The organism is Actinoallomurus acanthiterrae (assembly GCF_054775715.1).
In genome coordinates this window covers 1,394,133-1,418,667 of the sequence record NZ_BAAHCO010000001.1, presented here as the reverse complement: position 1 = coordinate 1,418,667, position 24,535 = coordinate 1,394,133, and the positions used below count along the sequence as shown (strand labels likewise).

General features: G+C 70.8%; 28 protein-coding genes and 1 pseudogene. 11 read left to right on the top strand and 18 right to left on the bottom strand.

Features of this window, described 5'->3' with window-relative positions; translation table 11 throughout:
- Positions 1-100 precede the first annotated feature (100 nt).
- Genes ACYVF7_RS07085 through ACYVF7_RS07075 form a run of 3 tightly spaced genes read right to left on the bottom strand, consistent with a single transcriptional unit; the run spans position 101 to position 2,859 of the window.
- The gene (locus ACYVF7_RS07085; protein ID WP_460336647.1) at positions 101-1,597 is read right to left on the bottom strand and encodes an NAD(P)H-hydrate dehydratase; all 1,497 of its coding nucleotides are present in this window, start codon (positions 1,595-1,597) and stop codon (positions 101-103) included.
- A 13-nt stretch (positions 1,598-1,610) separates the two neighbouring features.
- Complete coding sequence (locus ACYVF7_RS07080; protein WP_460336644.1) at positions 1,611-1,967, bottom strand: holo-ACP synthase; 357 nt, start codon at positions 1,965-1,967, stop codon at positions 1,611-1,613.
- Between the two features lie 13 nt (positions 1,968-1,980).
- Positions 1,981-2,859, bottom strand: a complete 879-nt coding sequence (locus ACYVF7_RS07075; protein ID WP_460336642.1) for a helix-turn-helix transcriptional regulator — start codon at positions 2,857-2,859, stop codon at positions 1,981-1,983.
- Positions 2,860-2,960: 101 nt separating this feature from the next.
- On the opposite strand from ACYVF7_RS07075, the gene ACYVF7_RS07070 reads away from it, so the two are divergent.
- Complete coding sequence (locus ACYVF7_RS07070) at positions 2,961-4,343, top strand: MFS transporter (protein WP_460336640.1); 1,383 nt, start codon at positions 2,961-2,963, stop codon at positions 4,341-4,343.
- Positions 4,344-4,345: 2 nt separating this feature from the next.
- On the opposite strand, the gene coaA is transcribed toward ACYVF7_RS07070, so the two are convergent.
- Complete coding sequence (gene coaA, locus ACYVF7_RS07065; protein ID WP_460336637.1) at positions 4,346-5,284, bottom strand: type I pantothenate kinase; 939 nt, start codon at positions 5,282-5,284, stop codon at positions 4,346-4,348.
- 112 nt (positions 5,285-5,396) lie between these two features.
- On the opposite strand from coaA, the gene glmS reads away from it, so the two are divergent.
- Positions 5,397-7,241 carry a glutamine--fructose-6-phosphate transaminase (isomerizing) gene (gene glmS / locus ACYVF7_RS07060; protein WP_460336634.1) on the top strand — a complete coding sequence of 615 codons (1,845 nt, stop codon included), beginning with the start codon at positions 5,397-5,399 and terminating at the stop codon, positions 7,239-7,241.
- A 4-nt stretch (positions 7,242-7,245) separates the two neighbouring features.
- Positions 7,246-7,797: a DUF1697 domain-containing protein gene (locus ACYVF7_RS07055; protein ID WP_460336631.1), complete on the top strand. Its 552-nt coding sequence runs from the start codon at positions 7,246-7,248 to the stop codon at positions 7,795-7,797.
- Between the two features lie 104 nt (positions 7,798-7,901).
- Here ACYVF7_RS07055 and ACYVF7_RS07050 read toward each other — a convergent pair whose 3' ends face one another.
- On the bottom strand, positions 7,902-9,149 hold the full coding sequence (locus tag ACYVF7_RS07050) for an SGNH/GDSL hydrolase family protein (RefSeq protein ID WP_460336628.1): 1,248 nt from the start codon (positions 9,147-9,149) through the stop codon (positions 7,902-7,904).
- A gap of 35 nt (positions 9,150-9,184) precedes the next feature.
- Positions 9,185-10,615, bottom strand: a complete 1,431-nt coding sequence (locus ACYVF7_RS07045; RefSeq protein WP_460336625.1) for an MFS transporter — start codon at positions 10,613-10,615, stop codon at positions 9,185-9,187.
- Positions 10,616-10,763: 148 nt separating this feature from the next.
- On the opposite strand from ACYVF7_RS07045, the gene ACYVF7_RS07040 reads away from it, so the two are divergent.
- Positions 10,764-11,687 (top strand): helix-turn-helix transcriptional regulator, encoded by a 924-nt coding sequence (locus ACYVF7_RS07040; RefSeq protein ID WP_460336622.1) that lies wholly within the window; start codon positions 10,764-10,766, stop codon positions 11,685-11,687.
- Here ACYVF7_RS07040 and ACYVF7_RS07035 read toward each other — a convergent pair.
- Positions 11,632-12,009: a VOC family protein gene (locus ACYVF7_RS07035; RefSeq protein WP_460336620.1), complete on the bottom strand. Its 378-nt coding sequence runs from the start codon at positions 12,007-12,009 to the stop codon at positions 11,632-11,634. The genes ACYVF7_RS07040 and ACYVF7_RS07035 overlap by 56 nt on opposite strands.
- Before the next feature lie 74 nt (positions 12,010-12,083).
- On the opposite strand from ACYVF7_RS07035, the gene ACYVF7_RS07030 reads away from it, so the two are divergent.
- Both ACYVF7_RS07030 and ACYVF7_RS07025 read left to right on the top strand, forming a co-directional pair.
- Entirely contained in the window at positions 12,084-12,398 is a 315-nt protein-coding gene (locus tag ACYVF7_RS07030; RefSeq protein ID WP_460336617.1) for an ArsR/SmtB family transcription factor, read from the top strand.
- 81 nt (positions 12,399-12,479) lie between these two features.
- Entirely contained in the window at positions 12,480-12,905 is a 426-nt protein-coding gene (locus ACYVF7_RS07025) for a VOC family protein (RefSeq protein WP_460357811.1), read from the top strand.
- A gap of 121 nt (positions 12,906-13,026) precedes the next feature.
- Here the strand turns inward: ACYVF7_RS07025 and nagA are convergent, their stop codons facing one another.
- The 4 genes and pseudogenes from nagA to ACYVF7_RS07005 all read right to left on the bottom strand — a co-directional run.
- Positions 13,027-14,181, bottom strand: a complete 1,155-nt coding sequence (gene nagA, locus ACYVF7_RS07020; protein ID WP_460336614.1) for an N-acetylglucosamine-6-phosphate deacetylase — start codon at positions 14,179-14,181, stop codon at positions 13,027-13,029.
- A gap of 43 nt (positions 14,182-14,224) precedes the next feature.
- Positions 14,225-14,998 (bottom strand): ABC transporter permease, encoded by a 774-nt coding sequence (locus tag ACYVF7_RS07015; RefSeq protein WP_460336611.1) that lies wholly within the window; start codon positions 14,996-14,998, stop codon positions 14,225-14,227.
- Positions 14,995-15,192 carry a hypothetical protein gene (locus tag ACYVF7_RS07010; RefSeq protein WP_460336608.1) on the bottom strand — a complete coding sequence of 66 codons (198 nt, stop codon included), beginning with the start codon at positions 15,190-15,192 and terminating at the stop codon, positions 14,995-14,997. The genes ACYVF7_RS07015 and ACYVF7_RS07010 overlap by 4 nt, the downstream gene beginning before the upstream one ends.
- 62 nt (positions 15,193-15,254) lie before the next feature.
- Positions 15,255-15,569 (bottom strand): annotated as a pseudogene (locus tag ACYVF7_RS07005) (hypothetical protein); the annotation flags it as partial.
- A gap of 271 nt (positions 15,570-15,840) precedes the next feature.
- Here ACYVF7_RS07005 and ACYVF7_RS07000 point away from each other — a divergent pair.
- Positions 15,841-15,975 (top strand): hypothetical protein, encoded by a 135-nt coding sequence (locus ACYVF7_RS07000; protein WP_460336605.1) that lies wholly within the window; start codon positions 15,841-15,843, stop codon positions 15,973-15,975.
- Positions 15,976-16,000: 25 nt separating this feature from the next.
- Here ACYVF7_RS07000 and ACYVF7_RS06995 read toward each other — a convergent pair whose 3' ends face one another.
- Positions 16,001-16,567, bottom strand: a complete 567-nt coding sequence (locus ACYVF7_RS06995; protein WP_460336602.1) for a hypothetical protein — start codon at positions 16,565-16,567, stop codon at positions 16,001-16,003.
- Positions 16,564-17,499 carry an ABC transporter ATP-binding protein gene (locus tag ACYVF7_RS06990; protein WP_460336599.1) on the bottom strand — a complete coding sequence of 312 codons (936 nt, stop codon included), beginning with the start codon at positions 17,497-17,499 and terminating at the stop codon, positions 16,564-16,566. Before ACYVF7_RS06990 ends, ACYVF7_RS06995 begins: the two co-directional genes overlap by 4 nt.
- Positions 17,500-17,697: 198 nt before the next feature.
- Between ACYVF7_RS06990 and ACYVF7_RS06985 the strand changes: the two genes are divergently transcribed.
- Entirely contained in the window at positions 17,698-18,360 is a 663-nt protein-coding gene (locus tag ACYVF7_RS06985) for a response regulator transcription factor (protein WP_460336596.1), read from the top strand.
- Positions 18,360-19,457 (top strand): sensor histidine kinase, encoded by a 1,098-nt coding sequence (locus tag ACYVF7_RS06980; RefSeq protein ID WP_460336594.1) that lies wholly within the window; start codon positions 18,360-18,362, stop codon positions 19,455-19,457. Before ACYVF7_RS06985 ends, ACYVF7_RS06980 begins: the two co-directional genes overlap by 1 nt.
- Here ACYVF7_RS06980 and ACYVF7_RS06975 read toward each other — a convergent pair.
- The 4 genes from ACYVF7_RS06975 to ACYVF7_RS06960 all read right to left on the bottom strand — a co-directional run bounded on the left by ACYVF7_RS06975 (position 19,431) and on the right by ACYVF7_RS06960 (position 21,677).
- The gene (locus tag ACYVF7_RS06975; protein ID WP_460336591.1) at positions 19,431-20,201 is read right to left on the bottom strand and encodes a tRNA(His) guanylyltransferase Thg1 family protein; all 771 of its coding nucleotides are present in this window, start codon (positions 20,199-20,201) and stop codon (positions 19,431-19,433) included. The two genes, ACYVF7_RS06980 and ACYVF7_RS06975, sit on opposite strands and share 27 nt — an antisense overlap.
- The gene (locus ACYVF7_RS06970) at positions 20,198-20,668 is read right to left on the bottom strand and encodes an AAA family ATPase (protein WP_460336588.1); all 471 of its coding nucleotides are present in this window, start codon (positions 20,666-20,668) and stop codon (positions 20,198-20,200) included. Before ACYVF7_RS06970 ends, ACYVF7_RS06975 begins: the two co-directional genes overlap by 4 nt.
- A gap of 74 nt (positions 20,669-20,742) precedes the next feature.
- A complete protein-coding gene (locus ACYVF7_RS06965) occupies positions 20,743-20,865 on the bottom strand; it encodes a DUF397 domain-containing protein (RefSeq protein WP_460336585.1) in 123 nt (40 codons plus the stop codon).
- Positions 20,862-21,677, bottom strand: coding sequence for a helix-turn-helix domain-containing protein (locus tag ACYVF7_RS06960; RefSeq protein ID WP_460336583.1), 816 nt, complete (start codon positions 21,675-21,677; stop codon positions 20,862-20,864). Before ACYVF7_RS06960 ends, ACYVF7_RS06965 begins: the two co-directional genes overlap by 4 nt.
- Before the next feature lie 88 nt (positions 21,678-21,765).
- Between ACYVF7_RS06960 and ACYVF7_RS06955 the strand changes: the two genes are divergently transcribed.
- Both ACYVF7_RS06955 and ACYVF7_RS06950 read left to right on the top strand, forming a co-directional pair.
- The gene (locus ACYVF7_RS06955) at positions 21,766-22,185 is read left to right on the top strand and encodes an ATP-binding protein (RefSeq protein WP_460336581.1); all 420 of its coding nucleotides are present in this window, start codon (positions 21,766-21,768) and stop codon (positions 22,183-22,185) included.
- Between the two features lie 7 nt (positions 22,186-22,192).
- A complete protein-coding gene (locus ACYVF7_RS06950) occupies positions 22,193-23,065 on the top strand; it encodes an alpha/beta fold hydrolase (protein WP_460336578.1) in 873 nt (290 codons plus the stop codon).
- Positions 23,066-23,069: 4 nt separating this feature from the next.
- Here the strand turns inward: ACYVF7_RS06950 and ACYVF7_RS06945 are convergent, their stop codons facing one another.
- Positions 23,070-24,524 carry an AAA family ATPase gene (locus tag ACYVF7_RS06945; protein WP_460336575.1) on the bottom strand — a complete coding sequence of 485 codons (1,455 nt, stop codon included), beginning with the start codon at positions 24,522-24,524 and terminating at the stop codon, positions 23,070-23,072.
- Between the last annotated feature and the right edge of the window lie 11 nt (positions 24,525-24,535).

The following is a 24,535-nucleotide window of genomic DNA, read 5'->3' as shown; positions in this document are numbered from 1 at the left end:
CATCCTCGCGGCCCGGTCGTGCGGGACCGTACCGGATGCGCGGCACCCGTACGAGGCCGCGCCCTGGCATGTTCCGGCCGTTCTCGCGGCCGCGGTGACGTCAGGCGGACAGGGTGCGGAACGCGGCGGGGAGGGCGTCGACGACGTCGTACGCGCTGATCGGCGCGGCGCCGTCGCCGTTCGGGTCGGCGGACAGCCGTGCGGCCAGGCCGTGCAGGTACGCTCCGGCCGCCGCCGCGTCGATCGCCGGCAGGCCGCCGGCCAGGAGCGCGCCGGTGAGGCCGGACAGGACGTCGCCGGTGCCCGCCGTGGCCAGCCAGGGCGTGCCGGTCGGGTTCACCCGTACCGGGCGTTCGGCCTCGGCGATGACCGTGGTGGAGCCCTTGAGCAGGACGGTGGCGTTCAGCTCCTCGGCGGCGCGGCGTACGTGCTCCAGCCGCCGCGCCTCGACCTCGGCGGCGTCCGTGCCCAGCAGCCGGGCCAGCTCCCCGGCGTGCGGGGTGAGCAGCGTCGGCGGGGTCCGCCACAGCAGGTCCCGGCGGCGCGACAGGATCGTGAGCCCGTCGGCGTCCACCAGAACCGGCAGGTCCGTGGCGAGGACCTGGGCGAGCAGCGCCTCGGCCCGCTCGTCGGTGCCGAGCCCGGGCCCGGCCACCCACGCCTGCACGCGCCCGACCCGGTCCAGCGAGTCGCCGATGACGGTGGTGACGGCCTCCGGCCAGCGGTGCCGGACGAGTTCCACCGGGTGCTCGGACGACGCGAACCGCACCATGCCGGCGCCACCGTGCACCGACCCGCCGACGGCGAGGACGGCGGCTCCGGTGAAGGCCTCTCCGCCCGCCAGCACGCCGACCACGCCGCGCCGGTACTTGTCCGACTCGTGGGTCGGCCGGGGCAGCCAGGCCGCGACGTCGTCGCCGCGCGGCGCGCAGACGTCCGGGTCGGGAAGGTACGGGCCGAGCCCGATGTCGACGAGCTCGACCACGCCCGCGTGCCGGGCGCCCGGGTCGACGAGCAGCCCTGGCTTGTAGGTGCCGAAGGTCACGGTGACGTCGGCCTTGACGGCCGCGCCGTCGACCTGGCCGGTGCTCGCGTCGATGCCGCTGGGCAGGTCGCAGGCGACGACGACCGCGCCGCTGTCCGCCGCGCGTCCGGCCAGGGAGGCGTACGGCTCACGCAGGCCGCCCCGGCCGCCGATGCCGAGCATGCCGTCGACGATCAGGTCGGCGCGGTCGATCTCGGCCGCGGCCTCGGCCTCGTCCGTGGCGGGCACCGCCCTGCCGCCGGCGGCGCGGAGCGCGGCGAGCCCGCCCTCGTGGGTCTTGGTCCCGGCGAGGATCGCGGTGACCCGCGCGCCGCGCCGGGCCAGGCCCGCGCCCGCGTACAGGGCGTCACCGCCGTTGTCGCCGCTGCCGACCAGGAGGACGATCGGCGCGCCGTAGACCCCCAGCCCGACCTCGCGCCCGCCGCTGAGGAGCCGGGCGCAGACCGCGGCCAGGCCGGCCGCGGCGCGCCGCATGAGCGTGCCTTCGGGCAGGCGGGCCATCAGCGCTCGCTCGGCGGTCCGTACCTTCTCCACCTCGTGCGCGTACCGCATCACGCTCGCCTCCTCATCGGACGTTCTCGGCCATGACCACCGCGACGGCGACGCCGCCGTCGTGGCTGAGCGACACATGCCATGTGGTGATGCCCAGCCGGCGGGCCGCCTCCGCGATGGTGCCCTTGACGTGCAGGGTGGGGCGGCCGTTCTCGGCCCGGCGCACCTCCGCGTCGTGCCACAGGAGGCCGCCCGGCGCTCCGAGCGCCTTGGCCAGGGCCTCCTTGGCGGCGAACCGCGCGGCCAGGGACCGTACGGGCAGCTCGCGCTCGTGGTCGGTGAAGAGCCGGAGGGCGAGGTTCGGCGTGCGCTCCAGCGACCTGGCGAATCGGGCGACGTCCACGACGTCGATTCCCACTCCGACGATCACTCGACCAGGTTTATCACTCCGCGCGGGTCGTCAGCTCGTGGACGTGGTCGACGGCGGGGGCTTCGGGGTGGTCGAGCAGCCACTGGATGCCTTCGCGGCTCTCGGCGTCGGCCGGCGTGTAGACCGCCATCCGCGTCTCCGGGGTGGCGGTGACGGCGAAGTTGACCACCGACAGCCGGATCACGCCGGCGGAGGCGTGCTGGAAGACCTTCACGCGCGTCGACGGGACGGCGACGTCGTGCGCGGCCCACATCTCGGCGAACTCCGGGCTGGCCGACGACAGGCGCTGGACGAGCTCGGTCCAGGAGGGCTCGCCGAGGTGCCGGCCGAACGCCCCTCGGAACGTCGCGACCATCTGCGGCAACTCGACGTCGCGGTTCACCATCGGACTGCAGCACTCCGGGGTCACGAACAGCCGCCACAGGAGGTTCCGGGGCGCGTCGTTCTCCCGCACCCGCGGCCAGAGCGCCGCGTAGGCGGCGTTCCACGCGAGGACGTCGTAGCGGCTGGTCATCACCGTGGCGGGGAGGGGCACCAGGCCGTCGAGGACCGTCTGTACCTGGGGCTCGAGGCGGTCGTGGAGCGGCGGGCCGGGCACCGAGGGGATGTCCGCCAGTCGGTAGAGGTGCTCGCGCTCGGTCTGGTCGAGGCGGAGCGTGCGGGCGATCGCGTCGAGGATCTGCACGCTCACGTTGATCGGCCGGCCCTGTTCGAGCCAGGTGTACCAGGTCACCCCGACTCCGGCGAGCTGGGCGACCTCCTCACGGCGCAGGCCCGGCGTACGGCGGCGCAGACCGGGTGGCAGACCCACCTCGGCGGGGGTGATGCGCTCCCGGCGGCTGCGCAGGAAGGCTGCCAGCTCGGTCCGCCGTCGCGTGGTCGTCACGGTCACCCGTCCATGGTGGGTCAAACCGGGCGGCCTTGCCAGGTGCTGTCACCACCAGTATCACTGGGCTCTCACCACCCGTATCGCGCCGCCCGCAGGCTCGACGCATGGCCCAGATCACCCTCGACGCCCCGGCGGCGCCCACACCGGTCCGCCGCGGCGGGCTACTAACGATCATCATGCTCGGCCAGTTCATGGCGGTCCTCGACGTGACCGTCGTCAACGTGGCCGCTCCCACCATCCGTACCGACCTGCACGCCTCCGGCGCGGGCCTGCAGCTCGTCATCGCCGGGTACACCATCGCGTACGCGATGCTGCTCATCACCGGTGCGCGGCTCGGTGACATCCTCGGGCACCGGCGCGCCTTCCTCGGCGGGCTGGCGGTGTTCACCGCCGCGTCCCTGGCGTGCGGGCTGGCCGGGACGTCCGGCCTGCTGATCGCGTTCCGGCTCATCCAGGGCGCGGGCTCCGCGCTCATGGTGCCCCAGGTGATGAGCCTCATCCAGCGCAGCTTCACCGGCACCGCCCGGGCGCGGGCGCTGAGCGTCTACTCGGCGGTGCTGTCCGGCGGCGCCGTCGTCGGGCAGGTCGTCGGCGGTGCCCTGGTCAGCGCCGACATCCTCGGCACCGGCTGGCGCCCGGTGTTCCTCGTCAACGTCCCAATCGGGATCGTGCTGCTGCTCGCCGGACCGCGCGTCCTGCCGGGCGACACCGGTGAGCCGGGACGCCGCCTGGACCTCCCCGGCGTGATCGGCCTGTCCGCGGCGGTCGTGTGCTTTGTCGTGCCGCTCGTTCTCGGGCACGAGGAGGGCTGGCCCGGGTGGGGTTGGCTGATGCTGGCCGGCAGCGTCGTGCTCTTCGGCGTCTTCGTGGCCCTGCAGCGCCGGGTGGCCGCACCCCTGATCCCGGGCCGGCTGCTGCGCACGCCCGGCGTCCTCCCCGGCGCCGCCGCGATCTTCGTGTGCATGGCGACCTTCGGCGGATTCCTGTTCAGCCTGGCCCTGCACCTGCAGGGCGGCCTGAGCGAGACGCCGCTGCGGGCCGGCCTGTCCTTCATCCCCGGCGCGGGAGGCTTCGCGCTGGCCAGCCTGTACTGGCGGCGCGTGCCCGCCCGGTGGCACCGCCTGATGATCCCGGCGGCCTTCCTGGTGGCGGCCCTCGGTTACGTCGGGCTGGGAGCCTTCAAGTCCGGCGGGGTGGGACTCGAGGTGGCGATGGGCCTGACCGGTCTCGGCCTGGGCGGGGCGTTCAGCCCGATGCTGACGATGGCGCTCGCCGACGTCCCGGTCACGGACGCGGCGGACGCCAGCGGCCTGCTCGTCACGATGAGCCAGCTCGGTCAGGTGGTGGGCGTCGCGACGTTCGGCACGCTGTTCCTCAGCGTGGTGCCGCCGACCGGTCACGCCCTGGCGGTGACGGGCGCCGCACTGGCGGCGGTCGCGATCTTCGGCGCCTGCTGCTCACTGCTGGTCGTACGGCCCCGACGCTGAAATCAGATGCGGCGGAGGCGTACGCGGTGGATCCGGTGGTCGCGGTCCTTGTGCAGGACGAGGGTGGCGCGGTCGCGGGTGGGCAGGATGTTGGCCACGAGGTTGACCTCGTTGATGTCCCGCCAGAGCTTCTCCGCGTACGCCGCCGCCTCGTCCTCGTCCACCTGCGCGTACGGGTGGAAGAAGGACCGCTCGTTGGTGAACACCGTGCGCCGCAGGTCGAAGAAGCGGTCGATGTACCACCGGCGGATGTCGTCGACCCGGGCGTCGATGTAGAGCGAGAAGTCGAACAGGTCCGACACCGCGAGACCGCCCGGCCGGGCGGTCTGCAACACGTTCAGGCCCTCCACGATGAGGATGTCGGGCCGCCGGACGACCTGCCGGGCACCGGGCGCGATGTCGTAGGACAGCGGGTCGTACACCGGCACGGACAGCTCGGCGGCGCCCGCCTTCACGGCGGAGACGAACCGCAGCAGCGCCCGGCGGTCGTACGACTCCGGGAAGCCCTTGCGGCTCATGAGCCCGCGCTCGGCCAGCGTCGCGTTCGGGTACAGGAAGCCGTCGGTGGTGACGAGCTCGACGTCCGGCTCGCCGGGCCCCCGGGCGAGCAGCGTCCGCAGCAGGCGCGCCACGGTCGACTTGCCGACGGCGACGCTGCCGGCGATGCCGATGACGAACGGGGTGGGCTCGACCGGGTCGCCGAGGAAGGCGCCCACGGCGTCCCGCAGGCGTCCGTCGGCGGCCCGGAACAGGCCGATGAGCCGGGCCACCGGCAGATAGACCTGCTCGACCTCTCCGAGGTCGATGGGGTCGCTCAGCCCGCGGATGGCCTCCAGCTCGCTCGGTGTGAGCGACAGCGGCATTCCCGCGCGCAGCTCCCGCCACTCTTCGCGGCCGAACTCGACATAGGGGCTGGGCACGCCGCCCCCATCAGCGATCATGGCCGAAACCTTAGCGTTCCATGAAGTGCACTTCGGGTGATCTTTGCCGGATGCGGACGCTCGCGGCTGCACTGGTCTAGTCGCTCAGCTGGAGCCATTACGCTGGCGTCCCATGTGCGGAATCGTAGGGTACGTCGGCTCGCAGTCCGCTCTCGACGTGGTCGTCGACGGGCTCGCCCGACTGGAATACCGAGGCTACGACTCGGCCGGCGCGGCCGTTCTGGCCGACGGGAAGCTGACGGTCACCAAGCGGGCCGGCAAGCTGGTGAACCTGCGCGAGGCGCTCGCCGACAGCCCGCCACCGCAGAGCCACGCGGGCATCGGCCACACCCGCTGGGCCACCCACGGGCCGCCGAACGACCGCAACGCCCACCCGCACATCGACTGCACCGGCGCGGTCGCGGTCGTGCACAACGGCATCATCGAGAACTTCGCGGCCCTGCGCATCGAGCTGGAGGAGCGCGGCCACGAGCTGTCCTCCGACACCGACACCGAGGCCGTCGCGCACCTCCTCGAGGAGGAGGTCGCCAAGGGCGCGGGCCTGACCGAGGCGATGCGGCGGGTCTGCGGGCGCCTCGAGGGCGCGTTCACGCTGGTCGCGGTGCACGCGGGCGAGCCGGACCTCGTCGTGGGCGCGCGCCGCAACTCCCCGCTGGTCGTCGGCGTCGGCGACGGGGAGAACTTCCTCGCCAGCGACGTGGCCGCCTTCATCGCGCACACCCGCGACGCGATCGAGCTCGGCCAGGACCAGGTCGTCGAGCTGCGCCCGTCCGGGGTGACCGTCACCGACTTCGCCGGGACGCCGGCGCAGGTGAAGGAGTACCACGTCGACTGGGACGTCTCCGCCGCCGAGAAGGGCGGCCACGACTACTTCATGCTGAAGGAGATCGCCGAGCAGCCGCGCGCGGTCGCCGACACCCTGCTGGGCCGCGTCGGCGCGGACGGGCGGCTGACGCTCGACGAGATGCGCCTGTCCGACCAGCAGCTGCGCGACGTCGAGAAGATCATCATCGTGGCATGCGGCACGGCGTACCACGCGGGAATGATCGCCAAGTACGCCATCGAGCACTGGGCGCAGATCCCGTGCGAGGTGGAGCTGGCCAGCGAGTTCCGCTACCGCGACCCGATCCTGAGCCGTACGACCCTGGTGATCGCGATCTCGCAGTCCGGCGAGACGATGGACACCCTGATGGCCGTGCGCCACGCCCGCGAGCAGCGCGCCAACGTGCTCGGCATCTGCAACGTCAACGGTTCGACGATCCCGCGTGAGTGCGACGGCGTGCTGTACACCCACGCCGGCCCGGAGATCGCCGTCGCCTCGACGAAGGCGTTCCTCACCCAGCTCGTCGCCGTCTACCTGATCGCGCTGTACCTCGCGCAGGTCCGGGGGACCAAGTGGGGCGACGAGGTCTTCGCCATGGTCCAGCTGCTCGGCACCATGCCGGAGAAGGTCGAGGCCGTCCTCGGCACGGTCGAGCCGGTCCGTGAGCTGGCCCGTTCCCTGGCGAACGAGCGGTGCGTGCTGTTCCTCGGCCGCCACGTGGGCTTCCCGGTGGCCCTGGAAGGCGCGCTGAAGCTCAAGGAGCTCGCGTACATGCACGCGGAGGGCTTCGCCGCCGGTGAGCTGAAGCACGGCCCGATCGCGCTGATCGAGCAGGACCTGCCGGTGGTGGTGGTCGTGCCGCCGCGCGCCCGCCCGATCCTCCACGACAAGATCGTCTCCAACATCCAGGAGATCCGCGCCCGCGGGGCCCGTACGATCGTCATCGCCGAGGAGGGCGACGAGACCGTCGCCCCGTACGCCGACACGCTCATCCGGGTGCCGGCCGTCCCGACGCTCCTGCAGCCGCTCGTGGCGACGATCCCGCTCCAGGTGTTCGCCTGCGAGCTGGCCACGGCGCGGGGCCACGACGTCGACCAGCCCCGCAACCTCGCCAAGTCCGTGACCGTCGAGTAGGGCCATGACGCGCTACGTCGCTCTCCTGCGCGGGGTCAATGTCGGCCGCGACACCAAGGTCGCCATGGCCGACTTCAAGGACGTGCTGGCCGGGCTCGGCCACACTTCCATCAAGACCCACCTGAACAGCGGCAACGCCGTGTTCACCGCGCGGGAGGCGCCGGCGGAGGAGGTCGCCGCCGCGATCGAGGACGCGCTCGCCGCGGTGGTGGGCCGTACGGTCCCGGTGATGGTGCGTACGGCCGGAGAGCTGCGCGCGATCGTCGAGAACAACCCTCTCGAGGTCCGGGACCCGGCCAAGTTCGCCGTGGCGTTCCTGGCCGGGCCCCCGGACCACGAGCGGCTACGCGCCCTCGATCCGGCGGAGTTCGCCCCCGAGGAGCTCGGTTTGGGCGAAAACGACCTCTATTTTTACTTCCCGAACGGCCTCGGCCGGGCGAAGCTCCCGCCGATCCTGGCCAGACGCCTCGGCCTCCGGGCGACCGTCCGCAACTGGAACACCGTCACCCGGCTCTTGGAGCTGGCGGACGGGATCGACGGCGTCAGGGCACCCTGATCGGCTTGGTCGGGCTGCAGTACTTGGCGCCGCTCGTCTGCCCGATCCTGTTCACCAGGCAGACCTTCGCCCGCACGGTCTTGCCACGCGTACCCGGGGCGAGCTCAGAGTCGATCCGGGTCGATGGCCTGCGCCATCGCGTGGTACCCCGCGTCGTTCGGGTGCAGGTGGTCTCCGCTGTCGTACGCCTTCCGGATGATGAGGGTGTCCGACGGGTCGGCCAGCGCGCGGTCGAAGTCGGCCACCGCGTCGAAGGCCCCTGATGCCCGGATCCAGCTGTTCACCCGTTCCCGCTTGTCCTCGGCCCGCGCGCTGTAGTGGTCCGACCCCTTCATCGGCGGCAGCGTGGCCCCGATCACCCGCACGTGCCGCGCGTGCGCCTGCCGGATCAGTGCGCGATAGCCCGCGATCAGTTCGCCGGCCGAGACCGGCGGGTTCGGCTTGTAGGTCGGCTTGTCGACCTCGCTGAAACCGATGTCGTTGACGCCTTCCAGCACGATCACCGTGCCGACGCCCGGCTGACCGAGGACGTCCCGGCGGAAGCGCGCCGTCGACCTCTCGCCGTACCACGCGGAGTCGTTGAGGAGCAGGTTGCCGCCGATCCCGGCGTTCAACACGGCCTGATTCCGGCCCAGCGCGGTGAGCCGGGCCGCGAGCTCGTCGGGGTAGCGATGGTTCGCGTCGGTACCGGAGCCGAAGCCGTCGGTGATCGAGTCTCCGAGGGCGACGATCGCCCCGCGCCGCGCCGGTCCGCCGGCCGTCTCGATCCCCGACAGGTAGTACCAGGAGTGGGTCTTCTCGGTGAAAGCGGCCGCGGTCGGGTCGGCCGCGTGATCCCCCGTCGCCCGGTACGTGGTGGCATAGGCCTGGGAGTGGAAGGTCGCCGGACCGGTGGTACCCGCGAAGTACAGCGTCATCGTGAGCGATTCGAGGGGGCTCACCCGGAGCGGGACCGCGTCGCTGCGCACCTCGCGCCCGGCCGGAATCGAGACCGACCGCGAACGGCCGAACGTCAGCCGCCGTACGGAGTCGGCCCGCAACTCCGCGCCGGTCCGCGCCCGAGCGATCGTCGCGGCCGTCACCGTCACCGGCGAGGTGCCGTAGGCGTTGGACAGCCGGATCCGTACGGCCTTGCCACCGGTGGTGACACGCACGGTCTGACGGACGCTCTGGCGGGAGAAACCGGCCTCCGACCAGTTCGGTTCGAACCCCGTGCTCGGTCGCTGCGGTGCGGCCGACCAGGCACCCGTCCAGCCCGGGTCACGAGCGTCCGCGGTGGCCGGGCGTCCGGCAGGCTGGAGGGCGAGGAGCCCGAGGGCGAGCGCCGACAGCGTCGTTCGTAGCGATCGCATGGTCGTTTCCTTTCATCGTTCCAGAGATGCGCAGGTCAGGAGGCCGTGCGGCGGCGCAGGAGCAGGCCCGTGAGCAGGGCGCCCGCGAGGACGACGGCGGCGTTGACGAGCACGGCGAGCCGTACTCCGCCGAGGACCGCCGCAGCGTGCGGGCCGCCGAGCACGCTCGTACGGGCGGTGGCGATCGCGCTCATGATCGGAATGCCGATGGTGATGCCGATCTGCTGCGTCATCGTCGCCAGGCCGGTGGCCAGCCCCTGCTCGTCGTCCGGCAGCCCGGACGTGGCGGTCACCATGAAGCCGACGATCGCCAGCATGTTGCCGACGCCCCCGATGAATGTCGCGGCCAGGAACAGCAGGATCCAGCGGTGGGCGTCGCCGAGCGCGACCAGTGACACGGTCGCGGCGGCCTGCACGACGAACGCGCCGACGAGCACCCGGTACGTCCCGAACCGGGCGATCACCCGGGCGCCGAGGAGGCCGCCGGTGACGGTGCCCGCGCCGAGGACGCCGAACGCGAGCCCGGTGACCAGCGGCGAGTAGCGGAGCACCTCCTGCAGGTACAGCGTCATCAGGAAGACCAGCGAGGTCTCGGTGAGGAAGGCGATGAGGCCGGCGACGTTGCCCCACACCACCGTGCGCCGCCGCAGGATCCGTACCGGTACGAGCGGGGCCGCCGCCCGCGCCTCGGCGAACCAGAAGGCCACCAGCAGCGCTGCGGCGGCGGCCAGGGAGATGAGTGTGACCGGAGCCGTCCAGCCCCGCTCCCCCGCCGCGGTGACGCCGTAGACGAGGGCGAGGAGGCCTCCCGTCACCGTGACCGCGCCCGGGACGTCGAGCCGCGTTCCCCCGGCGGCCCGGCCCCCGGCGACGAGTCTCGGCGTGACGGCGAGGATGAGCACCGCGATCGGCACGTTGACCAGGAACGCCCAGCGCCAGCTCAGCAGGTCGGTGAGCACGCCGCCCAGGACCGCGCCGGCGGTGAACCCGGCGGACATCAGCGCGCCGTTCAGGCCGAGCGCCCGGGAGCGCAGCGGCCCCTCCGGGAAGGACGTGGTGAGCAGCGACAGCGCCGCCGGAGTACCGATCGCGGTCGCGATGCCCTGCAGCACCCGGCCGGTGAGCAGCATCGCCGGGGAGACGGCGAGGCCGCCGACCAGCGACCCGGCCGCCAGCAGCGCCATCCCGATGAGGAACATCCGCCGCCGTCCGAACAGGTCCGCGACCCGCCCGGACAGCAGCGTGAGACCCGCCGCGGGCAGCGCGAACCCGCTCGCCACCCACTGCAGGGCGTGCAGCCCGAACCCCAGGCCCTCGCCGACGGCCGGCAGTGCGACGTTGAGGATCGAGAAGTCGACGGCGAGCATGAACTGCGCGCCCAGCAGCAGCCCCAGGACCACGCGCTGCCGCGCCGTCATCCGCGTCCGGTCTCCGGCCCGCCCGGTGACCTCTTCCAGAACGGCCATGACCGTCCCTTTCCGTAGTGGGATTTCGTACGGGAAGAGACTCCGGCGCGCGGCGAGCCGTACCCAGCCCCCTGTCTCGCGTACGCCCCGGGTTCGTACCACTGGCAGGGTCAGGCTCCGCGCCGGTCGCGGCGACATACTGGATGACATGGACAAGCGGGCGGAGCTGGGAGAATTCCTGCGGTCACGCCGTGCGCGGCTGCGCCCCGAGGACGTCGGGCTCACCCACTACGGCGGCCGGCGCCGCGTCCCCGGGCTGCGGCGTGAGGAGCTCGCGCAGCTGGCCGGCGTCAGCGTCGCCTACTACACGCGCCTGGAGCAGGGGCAGAGCCAGAACGCCTCCGACGCCGTCCTCGACGCGATCGCCCGGGCGCTGAACCTCGACGAGGGCGAACGCGCGTACCTGCACGGCCTCGCCCGCCCCACCCCGGCCGCACGCCGACGCCCCCGCCCGGAGCGGGTCCGCCCCGGCGTACGGCTGATGATCGAGTCCTTCGGGAACGTCCCCGCCATGGTCATCGGGCGCTGCGGCGACGCCCTCGCGTGGAACCGGATGGCCCACGCGCTGCTCGCCGGGCATCTGGACGTCGAGGCCCCCGAGCGCCCGGCGGACCGGCCGAACATGGCGCGGCTGCTGTTCCTCGACCCGCACACCCGCGAGCTGTACGCGGACTGGCGGAAGAAGGCGCGCGACGCCGCCGCCTACCTGCGCCTGGCCGCCGGCCGTTACCCGGACGACCCGGCGCTGACCGCGCTGGTCGGCGAGCTGGCGATGAAGAGCCCGGAGTTCGCCGCGCTGTGGTCCGCGCACCCGGTCGGCGACTGCATGCACAACATCCGCGAGTACCACCACCCGCTGGTCGGCACGCTCACCCTGTCCGAGGAGGTCCTGCCGCTCCCGGACGACCAGGGCCAGCGCGTCATGATCTGGAACGCCGAACCGGACTCCCCATCCGCGGCGGCCCTGCGCCTCCTCGCGGACCTGACCGCGGAGTCCGCCGCCGGCGGGTCCGAGCTCAGCCGCGGGAGCGGGCTTCGGCGGCCTCCGGAGAGTGCTCCACGTACTCGATGATCGCGCCACCCTTGTGGCGTACGGTCATGTTGCGGCCGGTTGGCACCTGTTGCGGCCCGGAGAGCACCTCCGCGCCGTGCCGCCCGGCGAGCTCCCGAGCCGCGTCCAGATCGTCGACGAGCACGGTGCTCTGCGTGGCCCGGTACGGCGCCAGCGCCTCCGGCGTCCCGGCGATGAGCAGGAAGCCCCCGACGGTCGCGAGTTCCAGTTCCCCGTAGGCGAACCGCAGCCCCGGCCGTTGCCCGGTCAGTTCCGTCAGCGCGGGCAGCGCGGTGTCCAGATCGTCGACGTACAACCGGGCCAGGGTCGCGAGCACGCGCATGACGTCTCCTCCTCATTTCGACTTTCCCGAAATATCGAACCGATCGCCATAATAGACACAGGGAGGGGAACACGATGCGAGCACTGCCACAGCCGAAACCGGCGGACCTCGATCTCGCCGCCGTGCTGCACGCGCTGGGCGACCCGGTACGCCTCGAACTCGTGCGCCGCATCGTCGCCGCCGGCCGGATCACCTGCGGGCCGGAGGGCCTCGACGTCCCCCGCTCGACACTCTCCAACCACTGGCGGATCCTGCGCGAGGCCGGCGTCGTCTCCGTCCACGCCGACGGCAGGACGCGCTGGGTCACCCTCCGCCGCGACGACCTCGACACCCGCTTCCCCGGCCTCCTCGAGGCCGTCCTCGACCACCTGCCCGCAGCATTCCCGTGACCGCCGCCCCGGCGGGGTGGTCCATCTTCAGCGGGACCGACGGCGCCGCTGTTTATGCTCGGCGACATGACCATTCAGCGGATGGACAACGTCGCGATCGTCGTCGAGGACCTGGACGCCGCCGTGGCGTTCTTCACCGAGCTCGGCATGGAGCTGGAAGGCAAGGCGGAGATCGAAGGCCGTTGGGCGGACCGCACCGTCGGGCTCGACGGCCTCCGGAGCGAAATCGCGATGATGCGGACCCCGGACGGCCACAGCAAGCTGGAGCTGACGAAGTACCACGCTCCTACGGCGGTCGCCGCCGAGCCGGAGAACCCGCCGCCCAACACGCTGGGCCTGCATCGCGTCATGTTCGCCGTCGACGACATCGACGACACCATCGCCCGCCTGCGCACCCACGGCGCCGAACTCCTCGGCGAGGTGGCGCAGTACGAGAGCATCTTCCGGCTCTGCTACCTCCGCGGCCCCTCCGGCATCATCGTCGCCCTCGCCGAACAGATCGGCTGACGCGAGCCTGCGGGAAGAAGCGGCGCGGTCGGTGGACGGTGGCCTCGTAGCGGACGGCGAGTATGTCGTATCCGGTGGCCACGGTGCGCGCCGATCGCTCGCCGATGGCGCAGGTGACGCGTCAGCGCAGTTCCCCGTGGACGACCGTCCCCCGCTTGAGCACCGTCTCGACCTGCAGCCGGTCCGAGAGGACCACGAGGTCGGCGTCCTTGCCCGGGGGGATGCTGCCCGTACGGTCGGCGATGCCGAGCACGGTGGCGGGGGTGGTCGCCGCGGCGATCGCCGCCGTCGTGATCGGGAGTCCGACGCAGTGCACCGCATGCCGTACGGCAGCGTCCATGGTCAGGGTGCTGCCCGCGATGGTGCCATCGGACAACGTCACCTTGCCGTCCCGGGCGAACACCGGCACCGGCCCGAGGTGGAAACTGCCATCGGTCATCCCGGCGGCGGGAGTGGCATCGGTGATGAGAGCGATCCGCTCCGGCCCGGCGGCGCCCACCGCGATGCGGACCGCCTCCTCGTGGACATGGAAACCGTCATTGATCAGCTCGCAGGTGACGGCGTCGTCGGCGAGCGCGGCGCCGGCCGGGCCCGGGTCGCGGTGGTGGAAGTCGCGCATCGCGTTGAACAGGTGCGTCGCGATGCGCGCCCCGGAGGCGAACGCCTGCCGGGCCTGGTCGAAGTCGGCCGTGGTGTGCCCGACGGCGGCGATCACATCCGCCGAGACGACCTCGCGCAGCAGGTCCATGCCGCCGGGCAGTTCCGGCGCGAGCGTCACCACCCGGACGGTGCCGTCGCCGGCGGACAGCAGGTGCCGCAGAGCCGTGACGTCCGGAGGCAGCAGGAACTCCGCATGGTGCGACCCTCGCTTGGCCGGGTTGAGGAACGGCCCTTCCAGGTGCACGCCGACGATCGACGGGTCGGCGGAGCCCCGGATGATCTCCGCGATCGTACGGACCGACGCGGCCATCCGGTCGAGTTCGTCGGTGACCAGGCTGGCCAGCGTACGCGTCGTCCCGTGCGCGCGGTGGAACGCCACCGCCGCGAGGATCTCCTCCGGGTCGTCGGTGGTGATCTGCGCGCCGCCTCCCCCGTGCATGTGCAGGTCGACGAACCCGGGCAGGACGTACCGGCCACCGAGGTCGTGCACCGGCCCGTCCCCGGGCGGCGGATCACCCGCACCGACACCCCGGATCCGCCCGTCCTGGACCGTCAGCCAGCCGGGATCCAGAACACGTCGGACGGTCACGACCCGGGCGTTCGCAAATGTGATCACAAGTGCACATTATTCCGCCGGGGGGTGGGGGCGCTGACGGTGGTCATGCGTCGCGCCGTCGCAGCAGGAGCGCGGCGATCAGAAGCGATGCGGTTGCCCATGCGGTGAGGACGCCGAGTCCGGCCCAGGGGGCGATGGGTTGGGAGTGGGGATTGGTGGTGGTTTGGATGGCAAGTCCGGCGGTCGTGGGGGCGATCTGCTCAATGTGCCGCCGCAGTGGGTCGGTGAAGGCTTGGGCGAGGAGTGGAGGCAGGTAGAGCAGGCCGAGCACGACGGCGATCGATGGGGCGGTGTCGCGGATGGCGGTGGCGACGCCGAGGGCAAGCAGGGCGATCAGAGCGAGGTAGCAGACGCTGCCGGAGGCGGCACGCAGGGTCGGGCTGTGGCTGATCGAGATGAGGGGGTAGCCGTGGGCCGGGTCGAGGCCGGCGGCTGGCAGCATGAGGCGACCGACGAGCATGCAGCCGGTGACGGCGAGGATGCCGGCGGCGAGGGCGAGTGCTGTCGTGGTGGCGGCTTTGGCAGCGAAGAGGGTGAGGCGGCGCGGCACGGCGGCGAGGCTGACGCAGATCATGCCGGTGTCGTATTCCTCGGAGATGGTCAGGACAGCGAATACGGCGACGACTGCTTGGCCAAGGTAGATGCCGGCCAGGGCGAGCTTGGTGGGATCCTCCTGGCCGCTTTGTGCGGACACGTGGGTGGCGGCGGCGATGCCGGCGCTGACCGCGATGGTCACGGCGACGGCACCGGTGAGGCGCAAGGCGGTGCCGCCTGTGGTGCGCGTCTTGGTCCATTCCGCTCGTAGCGCTTCGATCATGTGTCTCTCCGGCGCAGCAGAACGGCGGCGATGCCGAGGGCGAGCGCTGCCCATGCGGTGAGGACGCCGAGACCGGCCCAGGGGGCGAGCGGGTAGTAGCCGTTGGTGAAGGTGTAGGGGTAGTCGACCTGCGCCGATCGGGGCAGGGCTTGCAGCACCGACAGCCGGCGGCCGGGGTGAGGCGATACAGCCACTGCACGGCGCCACCTGAGCTGATCGAGCCAATGATCGAGGGCAGGACGAACACCACGATGCCCCCGGCGACCGCGGCGGCGCTCTTGCGTGTGATGGTGCCGATGGCGAGCACGGCGACAGCGGTGACGGCGGCGAGGGCTGCGGTGCCGGCGATGATGCGCAGTACGGTGAGGGTGCTGGCCGGGAAGACGTAGGCACCGTTCGCGTGCAGGATGTGCTCGCCGAGGGGGACGGCGGCCGCCGCGGCCGCGGCCGTGGTCACGAAGGCGACTGCGGCGATGACGACGGCCTTGGCCGCGAGCACGCGGCGCCGACTGGGGATGGCCGCAAAGGTGATGCGGATCAAGCCGCGGCGGTATTCGGCGGTGATGAACATGGTCGCCACCACGATGAGCACGATCAGCGCGACGGTGAGCCCGAAGGGCTGGCTGCTGGAAGCCGTGTCTGCGCCGAGGAGCCCTTGGACGACGGCGGGGGCGATGTCTCCGGAGCCACTGACCACGAGGGAACTGCCGGCGCGGTGGTGGCTGCCGGCTCGCAGCGTGGGGTAGAAGTCCTGCTGGCCGGCTCCGATGCTCTGACCGTGCCAGGCGCCGGGCGTGGCGTGGCCGTCGATGATGGTGTGGTCGAAGGTGGCGGTGGCAAGGGTGCGTGAGCCGCTGGCCGATGTCTGGAAGGAGACCGGCGAGGTGACGAACAGCCCGACGTGGACGGTGACCGGTAGCCCGGTCAGATGCGCGGTGCCGATCCGGGTCCACGTCGTGCCGTTGGTCGAGTCGTAGCCGGTGAGGGTGTTGCCGGTACGGGTCAGGCGCAGCCAGCGCGGCGAGTCGGTGGAGACCGATCCGGGCCGGCGTTGTCGTGGCTGTAGTTGTACTGGAAGCGGTCGCCGTGGCGGCCGGTGGCCATCACCGCAGCGTAGGCGGATCCTTGCCGGGTGCTCGGCCGCAGGATGATCCCGGCCTTGGCCCAGGCCGCCAGGCCGGGGCGGGTTTGCTGCGCCTGGGAGGGGGCGACGTTGGTCGGGGCGGTCGAGGTGACGCCGGTCAGCGAGCTGACCTGGGTGGTGATGGTCCCGTCGCCGGTCAGCCGCTGGCCAAGGGTGTAGTAGCTGTCGGCGACCGCTTGGCCGTTCGGTCCGGTCGGCACGAAGGCATGGCCGGCCTTGCAGTTGTCGGCGCCGGTGCAGAAGTCGGTGTGGGTGCCGTTGGCGACCAAGAAGGTGAACACGATGCACAGCACGGCGGCCATGATCGGGGCGATCACCCAGCCGCGGATCGTGCGAAACTTGGTCCACTCGGCCCGCAGCACGGCCGTGAAGCGTGCCCACTCGGGCGTGCTGGCCGGGAGCGGTGGCGCACTGGTCGTGGTCATCGCTGTGCCCCCTGGCCCGCGTCGGTCCGGAACTCCGCCTTGCCACTGGTGAGTTGGAAGTAGACGTCTTCCAGCGTCGCCCGCTGGGTGGTGACCTCGGTAAAGACCACGCCCGACTGCCCAAGAGCTTCCACGACCTGACGGGCCGCGAGCCCGGAGACGCTCAGGGTGCTGTCGTCGAGGATCGTCGTGACGCCCCCGGCACGATGCAGCACCCGGGCCGCCTCGGCCTGCGCCGGCGCCTGCAGCAGGACCTGCTCACCGGCGGCGTGCGCGAGCAGTTCATCGATGCCGGCATCGGCGAGGATCTTGCCGCGGCCGATCACCACAATCTGGTCGGCGATGCCTTGCAGCTCGCTCATCAGGTGGCTGGAGACGAGCAGTGCCCGGCCCTCGGCGGCGAGGGTGCGCAGCAGCTTGCGCATCCAGACGATCCCCTCTGGGTCCATGCCGTTGAACGGCTCGTCCAAAATGACGATCGGTGGGTCGCCGAGCATCGCCGCCGCGATGCCGAGGCGTTGGCGCATGCCCAGCGAGAAGCCACCCGCCTTGCGGCGGGCAGCCGCGGCGAGGCCGACCAGCTCGATCACGGCGTCGACCCGGCTGGCCTCCAGGCTCTGGGAGCGGGCCAGCCACAGCAGGTGGTTGCGGGCGGTGCGGCTGGGCTGGACGGCGGCGGCGTCGACCAGCGCCCCGACGTGGCGCAGCGGGTTCCGCAGGTCCTGATACGGGTGTCCGCCGACCCGGGCACGGCCCTCGTCGGGAGCGTCGAGACCGAGGATCACCCGGATGGTGGTGGACTTCCCCGCTCCGTTCGGGCCGATGAAGCCGGTCACCTTGCCGGGTGAAGCGGTGAAGGTCACGCCGTCGAGGGCGAGCGTGGGCCCGAACCGTTTGCGTAGACCGGTGACTTCGATGATCGCGTCGTTCACGTGCTCGTCCGTCCTTGTCTTGGCGATGGCGCTCGACGTAGATGGACATAGATGTACGACTGGCCCGGTGTCAGCGCGGTGTCAGCGGCCGACACCGGGCTGACACCTGGGCCCTGGCATCGTTGCGGTGATGGCATCCCGCCTCGGACCCGAAGCGGGCGTGGCCGCCACCTTCAGGCAGCGGAACGGAGAACGTTCGTGAGAGTGCTGGTCGTCGAGGATTTCGAGATCCTGGCCCGCTCGATCGGCACCGGCCTTCGCCGCGAGGGCATGGCGGTGGACGTGGTCCTCGACGGCAACGACGCGCTGGAGCATCTGGCGACCACCCGTTACGACGTCGTGATCCTGGACCGGGACCTGCCCGGGATCCACGGCGACGAGGTGTGCAAGAGCATCGTGGCCGAGCGCTCCGGCAGCCGCGTGCTGATGCTCACCGCGGCGAGCACCGTGAAAGACCGCGTCGACGGTCTCGGGCTGGGCGCCGACGACTACCTGCCCAAGCCGTTCGACTTCTCCGAGCTCGTCGCCCGCGTCCGCGCCCTGGGCCGCCGCTCCACGCCGGCAACGCCACCCACACTGAGCGCAGCGGACCTCACGCTGGATCCGAGCCGCCGGGTCGCCTTCCGCGCCGGGCGGCGCCTGGAGCTCAGCCCGAAGGAGTTCTCTGTTCTCGAATGTCTCCTCGCCTCCGGCGGCCGGGTGGTCTCCGCCGAAGAGCTCCTCGAACGAGTGTGGGACGAACAGGCAGACCCCTTCACCACCACGGTCAAGACGACAATCCGTCGGCTACGCGCGAAGCTCGGCGACCCACCGGTCATCCACACCGTCCGCGAAGGCGGCTACCGAATCGGAGACGTGTGATGCCACGTGACAAGGTCATGTCCCTACTCCGCCGCAGGCAGCGGCCCATGCTCCGGGCACAGCTCACCTTGCTGTACTCGGGATTCTTCCTCGGCCTGCTCGCCGCCGTGCTCCTGGCCACCAACCTCCTGTACGGCCACACGGCAGCACGGGCCCCCGCAAACGTCACCCCCGGTGCCGACCGGGTCGGCGGCAGCCACCAGTTCGACCTCATTCCAGCCGCCATCGGCTTGGCCGCCGCGATCGCCGCCCTCACCGGAGCCTGGTGGCTGGCCGGACGATTCCTGCGCCCCCTGCGCGCCATCGCCACCACCGCCCAGGAGATCTCCGCCACGAACCTCAACCGCCGGCTCGACCTCGACGGTCTGGGCGACGAGCTCACCGACCTCGGCAAGATCCTCAACGACCTCTTCGCGCGACTCGAGGCCTCCTTCGAGGCCCAGCGCCACTTCGTTGCCAACGCCTCCCACGAACTGCGCACCCCTCTCGCAGGACAACGAACCCTCCTGCAAGTCGCCCTCGCCGACCCCGAAGCCGGCGCCCAAGCCCTGCGGACGGCCTGCGAACAGGCGCTACAACTCGGCGATCAACAAGAACGCCTCATCGAGGCGCTGCTCACCCTCGCAGCCGGCGAACACGGCATAGAACACTGGGAGCCGGTCGATCTCGACCAGATCACCGATACCGTCATTGCCGGCCACAGACAACACGCCGAGCGCCGCGGCATCACCATCAATGCCGCACTCGACCCGGCACCGGCCACCGGCGACCCCAGACTCATCGAGCGGCTGGTGACAAACCTCGTCGACAACGCACTGCGCCACAACACGCCCGGAGGGCACGTCGAGATCATCACGGACCTGGTCCGAGACGAGGCCCACCTCGCGGTCAGCAACACCGGCCCGGCAATCGGCCCCGCCGAGGTTGAGCGACTCTTCCAGCCATTCCAACAGAGCGGCGGCCAACGCGTCCGCCACACCGACGGCCACGGACTCGGCCTCGCCATCGTGCACGCCATCGCCCACTCCCACGGCGCCACGCTGACCGCACGCCCCGGCCTCGAAGGAGGCCTACACGTCGAAGTGACCTTCCACTGACCCATCGGCGATCCGTCGGATGAGATCCCGGTAGTCGTCCTTCATCGGGAGGTCGCTCTCGACGTGGATCCGTCGCCGGACGGCGGTCACGGCGCCCCGGACCGGATCGTGTCCCGGCCGTTCGAAGCTCTCCCACCAGATCCCGATCCCGCGGCGCTGCCAGACGGGCACGTCGTTGAAGTTGACGCCGCGCGCGAAGAGCAGTTCGTTCTTGTCCGCGACGCTCGTGTGCTCCAGCATCCGCGTCGCCTCACGGCGTGACCGGCCTTCACCGCGCAGCGTCCAGTAGCACCAGCCGTTGAGGGCGCACCGTGCCGCGTCAGCCTGCCGCCAGGAGAAATAGTCGACGACGTCGTCCACGCCGGTGCCCACCCACACGCGGGCGTCGAAGTGGACGGCCTCGCCGACGGCGAGAGTGAACGCGGAGGTGGCGACGCTCGCGGCGATCGAGACCAGCTTCTCCACCTCCCGCCCGAACAGGTCGGAGGACCGGTCGAGCAGGACGGAGATCTCGTCGCTCTCGGTGTAGGCGTACCGGCCGCCGAGCTCGGTCACCAGGGCGCGCGCCGCCTCGGTCATGAAGCCGGAGAACCGCGCGTCGAAGGGCTTGTCGAAACGGTCCTCGGTGAAGCGAGAGAAGGAACGCCCGTCGACCCGGATGACGGCCCACGCACCTGGCAGAACGGTCAACGAGTGGAACCACTCGAGCGCCCGCATCCGCGCCTCGAGCTCGTTGCTCCTCACTGCGTCCCCTCCTCCGCCGACGGCCGGACGTCGAACCCACCCGCTCCGTCGAACCGGACGGCGTAGATCTCGTCGAACCCGTCGGCCCGCCGGGGACGGCGCAGGCGTTTGAGAGTGGCATAGATCCCGACGTCGGGCACCTGGGTTTTCCCCGTACGCGCGGCGTTGCGCCGCAGCGTGCCGGGAACGTCCGGAGGGAACCAGTAACCGACGACCTTCGCCCCATACCGCCGCGCGGCCTCGGCCAGCGGCCGCCACTCCTCAGGCGAGGGATTGGTGTTGTCGACGGCGACATCCCGGCCCTCCGCCAGCGCCTCCTCGACGAGCCGCATCTGCCGCCGCTGCCGATGCCGCGCCTTCGGCCAGTTGTCCTTGCTGACGTGCACGTACGCGGGCGCAAGCTCTTGGCGATAGAACGTCGTCTTCCCCGACGCCTGCAGCCCTATCAAAACCGCAAGCGTGGGCATCCCACAATCCCAACTGCACGTACGAGCACGTAGTCCGTCACAGATGCCGGTCTACCGCACCGTCGGTCCTCGGCTCACTCAGGGTTCGCGGCAGACGACTCGTCGAGCCTCGCCACCTCGACGCAATCGGAGCCGCTTTCCATCCCACTGTGGCTGCTCTTACGCCAGACAAGGTAAGAGCGGTTGGCAGCCTTCACATGGCCTCCAGCACAGCCCGGACGAGCTTCTCTGAATCCACGACCGGCAGCGCCACGGCACCGATCTGATCGAACAGTACTTCAATGGCACTGACGTGTCTGCCCGGCTCGATGATCTGGCCGTGCCCACCAGCGCTCTCAAGATAGGCGAGCGCGGGATCTTCGTGGAAACCGAGAAGGTTGAACGATCCGGACGGATAGACAGGAGCACTCGCCGGCACGATCCGGAGCGAGATGTTCGGCTGGCAAATGGCCATCAGCAGGTACTCGAGCTGTCGACGCATAACGTCTCGACCACCAACGATGCGATGGATGACAGACTCATCCAGCAGCGCGACCAACCACGGCGGGTCATCGCGCCGCAAGATCTCCTGCCGGGCCATCCGGGTCGCGACCAGTTGATCGACTACGTCCGGCCGTTGCCCTGCGCTGACTACCGCGCGCATGTATTCCTCAGTCTGCAGCAGACCGGGAACCAGGAAGTTCTGGTACGCCTTGATAGACGAGGCGATGCCCTCGTATTCCTCGTACTCCCAGAAGCTCGGCGCAGGCCCGGACTCGCGTTTGATGGCGGCGTACAGCCCCTCGAAGAACTCCCGTATGTCGAACGCCTTGTCCAGGCCCTTGGAGAGGCGCCGGGTCGGCGGGCGGTAGCAGTTCTCGACGTGGCCGATGAGCTTGTCGGAGACCATGACGGCGGGGTGGCCGCCGAGCTCGGCCTGGGTCAGCTTGCGCTCGGTACGCAGCCGTTTCAGGTGGACCGCATAGAACGCGCGGGCGGAGGACTTCGGGTCGATGGGCTCGTTGCTCATGGGGGCTCCAGACAGATGGAGGGCTCGATCTTCACTTGGAGCACTGAATTCGTAGCTGAGAGTAATTCGACGGAGACAGGCTGTGCGCATGAATCGGAGAATCCCCGAGGGCCCGCCCCCGGCGAAGCGCACCGGCACCGAGATCTTTCCAGCGACGCCCGAGTCGGTGGCGGACGCGAGGCAATGGCTCACCGACCTACTCGGCGGAGCGCATCCGGCGTGCGACGACGCCGTCCTGCTCCTCTCGGAGGCGTTCACGAACGGCGTCCGGCACAGCCGCGGAGACACCATCACAGTCACCGCGTACGCGCGGGAAGGCAACGTACGGGTCGAGGTCATCGACCAGGGCGGCGACACCCTTCCCCACTACGTCGAGGACCCGTACGGCGAGTGCGGTCGCGGCCTGCCGATCATGCAGGCACTCGCCCGAGAGTGGGGCTTCGAGGTCCTCGAGAACGGTCACGTGAACGTCTGGTTCGACGTCGCCGGGCCGACCGTCGTCGCATAATGACCAAATGCGGATCAAGGTGGGCGACGTGGTCCTCTACTTCGATGTCGACGGCTGTCAATTGATCCCGGACGGGCCGGCGATGGCCGAGCGACCGACGATCGTCGCGCTGCACGGCGGGCCGGGCGCCGATCACTCGGTCTTCAAGCCGGTCTTCCGCGCGGCGACCGAGTTCGCCCAGGTGGTGTACCTCGACCAGCGGGGAAGCGGCCGGTCCGACCGCGGTGACCCGGAATCCTGGACCTGGGAGCAGTGGGCGGATGACGTCGTCGGCTTCTGCGACGCGCTCGGCATCACCGACCCCATCCTCGTCGGCACCTCCAGTGGCGGCTGGGTCGCGCTGATCACGGCCCTGCGTCATCCGGACCGCATCGGCAAGCTGGTCCTCGACAGCGCCATGCCGGGACCCGTCGAGGAACGACTGGCCGTCTTCGAACGGCTCGGCGGCAGGGAGGCCAGCGAGATCGCCCGCCGCTACTTCGCCGGAGAGCGTCCTGAGACCATCCGGGAGGCGTGGGAGCGCATCTGTCTTCCGCTGTACTCCCGCAAGCCCGGCGGCGACCCGGACGGCGCCGACCGGTTGCGCCGGATCACGTGGAACTACGACGTTCTCGAACACTTCCGGCAGGTTCTCGTCACACAGTTCGACCCGTGGGACCGGCTCGACAAGGTGACCTGCCCGACACTCGTCCTCTCCGGCGCGGACGACCCGGTGGCGACCGAATCGGCCGCCCGCCGCGTCGCCGCCGGACTCACCAACGCTTCGGTCGACCTGCATGTGCTGCCGGACACCGGCCACGGCGTCTTCCGTGAGGTTCCCGACCAGGCGTTCGCCCTGCTCCGCGACTTCGTCACCGGCGACCCCGGGCCGGACACCTGACGATTCACCTCGCGTACAGCCGGTCTAGGTCGACCAGGAGGACACGGTCGCGTGCCGCCGCGGCGCGGAGTTCGTCGTCGAAGCCGGCACCGGAGTAGCAGGCGAGCCAGGTCTCGGCCGTGTCGTACCCCTTGACCGAGAGCAGGTCACGGGCCCGCCGCAGCCGGTCGAGATGGCGCATGCCCATGACGACGCCCCACTTCGCCTCGCCGAGCGACAGGATCCGCCGTTCATCGGACGAAGACAGGACCGCGACGTCGATCTCGATCTGAGTCCTGTTGGCGGAGTCCGCGACGGCACCGGCCGCGACCTCGCCGGGCAGGTCACCGAACAGGTCACCGTCCGCCTGAACCGCCCACTCGCGGCACAGGGCTTCGAAGTGCGGCCCGACGACCTGTGCCAGGAAGGTCGAACGACTCCGTTTCCACACCTGCGGAGCCTGACGCTGTTCCAGCTGTGTCCACGCGCGGCGCATGACCGCCTCATAGAAGGTGATCAGCGGCTCGGTGATGCGGAAGCGGGACCGGCGGGCGTGAAAGGGGTCGGACTCACGAGTGATCAGGCCGGCGTCTTCCAGCACATTGAGGGGGTGCATGAGCTCCGACGACTTACGACCGATGTAGTTCGCTATCCCGCCGCGCGTGGCGTTGCCGGCGGCGATCGCGCCGAGCACCGAGTTGTACAGCGCCGGATCTCGGATGTCCGTCTCTTCGGCCAGCAGGTAGCGAGCCTCCCGGAACAGCGGCACCGAGGGGCTGAGGACCGTACGCGCGACCCAGTCGTCGAAGTCGGCCAGAGACTCCGGAGCGTCCCCGTTAACGAACTCCTCCCGGTAAGCGGGCGTCCCGCCGACGACCGAATGCACCAGCACTGCGAGCTTGGGATCGTCGATCTGCCAGAACTCCGCCGCGGTCCGATAGCCGAACGGGTTGACGAGCAGTTCCATGCTCGCCCGTCCTCGCAGCGGCGCGTTCGCGGCGAGCAACCGTCCCATGACGGACATCGCCGAGCCGCACAGCAGGAAGCGTGGGTTGCCCTCCCCAGGCCGCGACGCGAGCTCGTCGAGCCTTCTCTGGAAGATTGACGGGATGGCCCCGTCCGCCTTGATGAGGTAAGGGAACTCATCAATGATCGCCAGCCCGCCTCCCACAGTCTCGCTGAGCACCCCGAGCGCATGAGTCCAGTCGGTCAGCGCATACGGCGCCCGACTTCCCGCATGCTCGGCGAGAGCCGCACCGAACTCACGCAGCGAATCCGTGACGGTGGCCTCGATGGCAGTGAAATAGAAACCCCCGGTGGCCTCGGCCAACGCTCGAAGCAGGAAGGTCTTGCCCTGCCTGCGCCGACCGCTGACCAGCCCCAGCCGGGCATGCGGACTTGCAGAGGTCGCGAAGCGCGCCAACGCGGACCACTCGAAGGAGCGGTCGAACACCCGCTCAGGCTTTTCCAGGGCCACCATGGCGTCAGAAT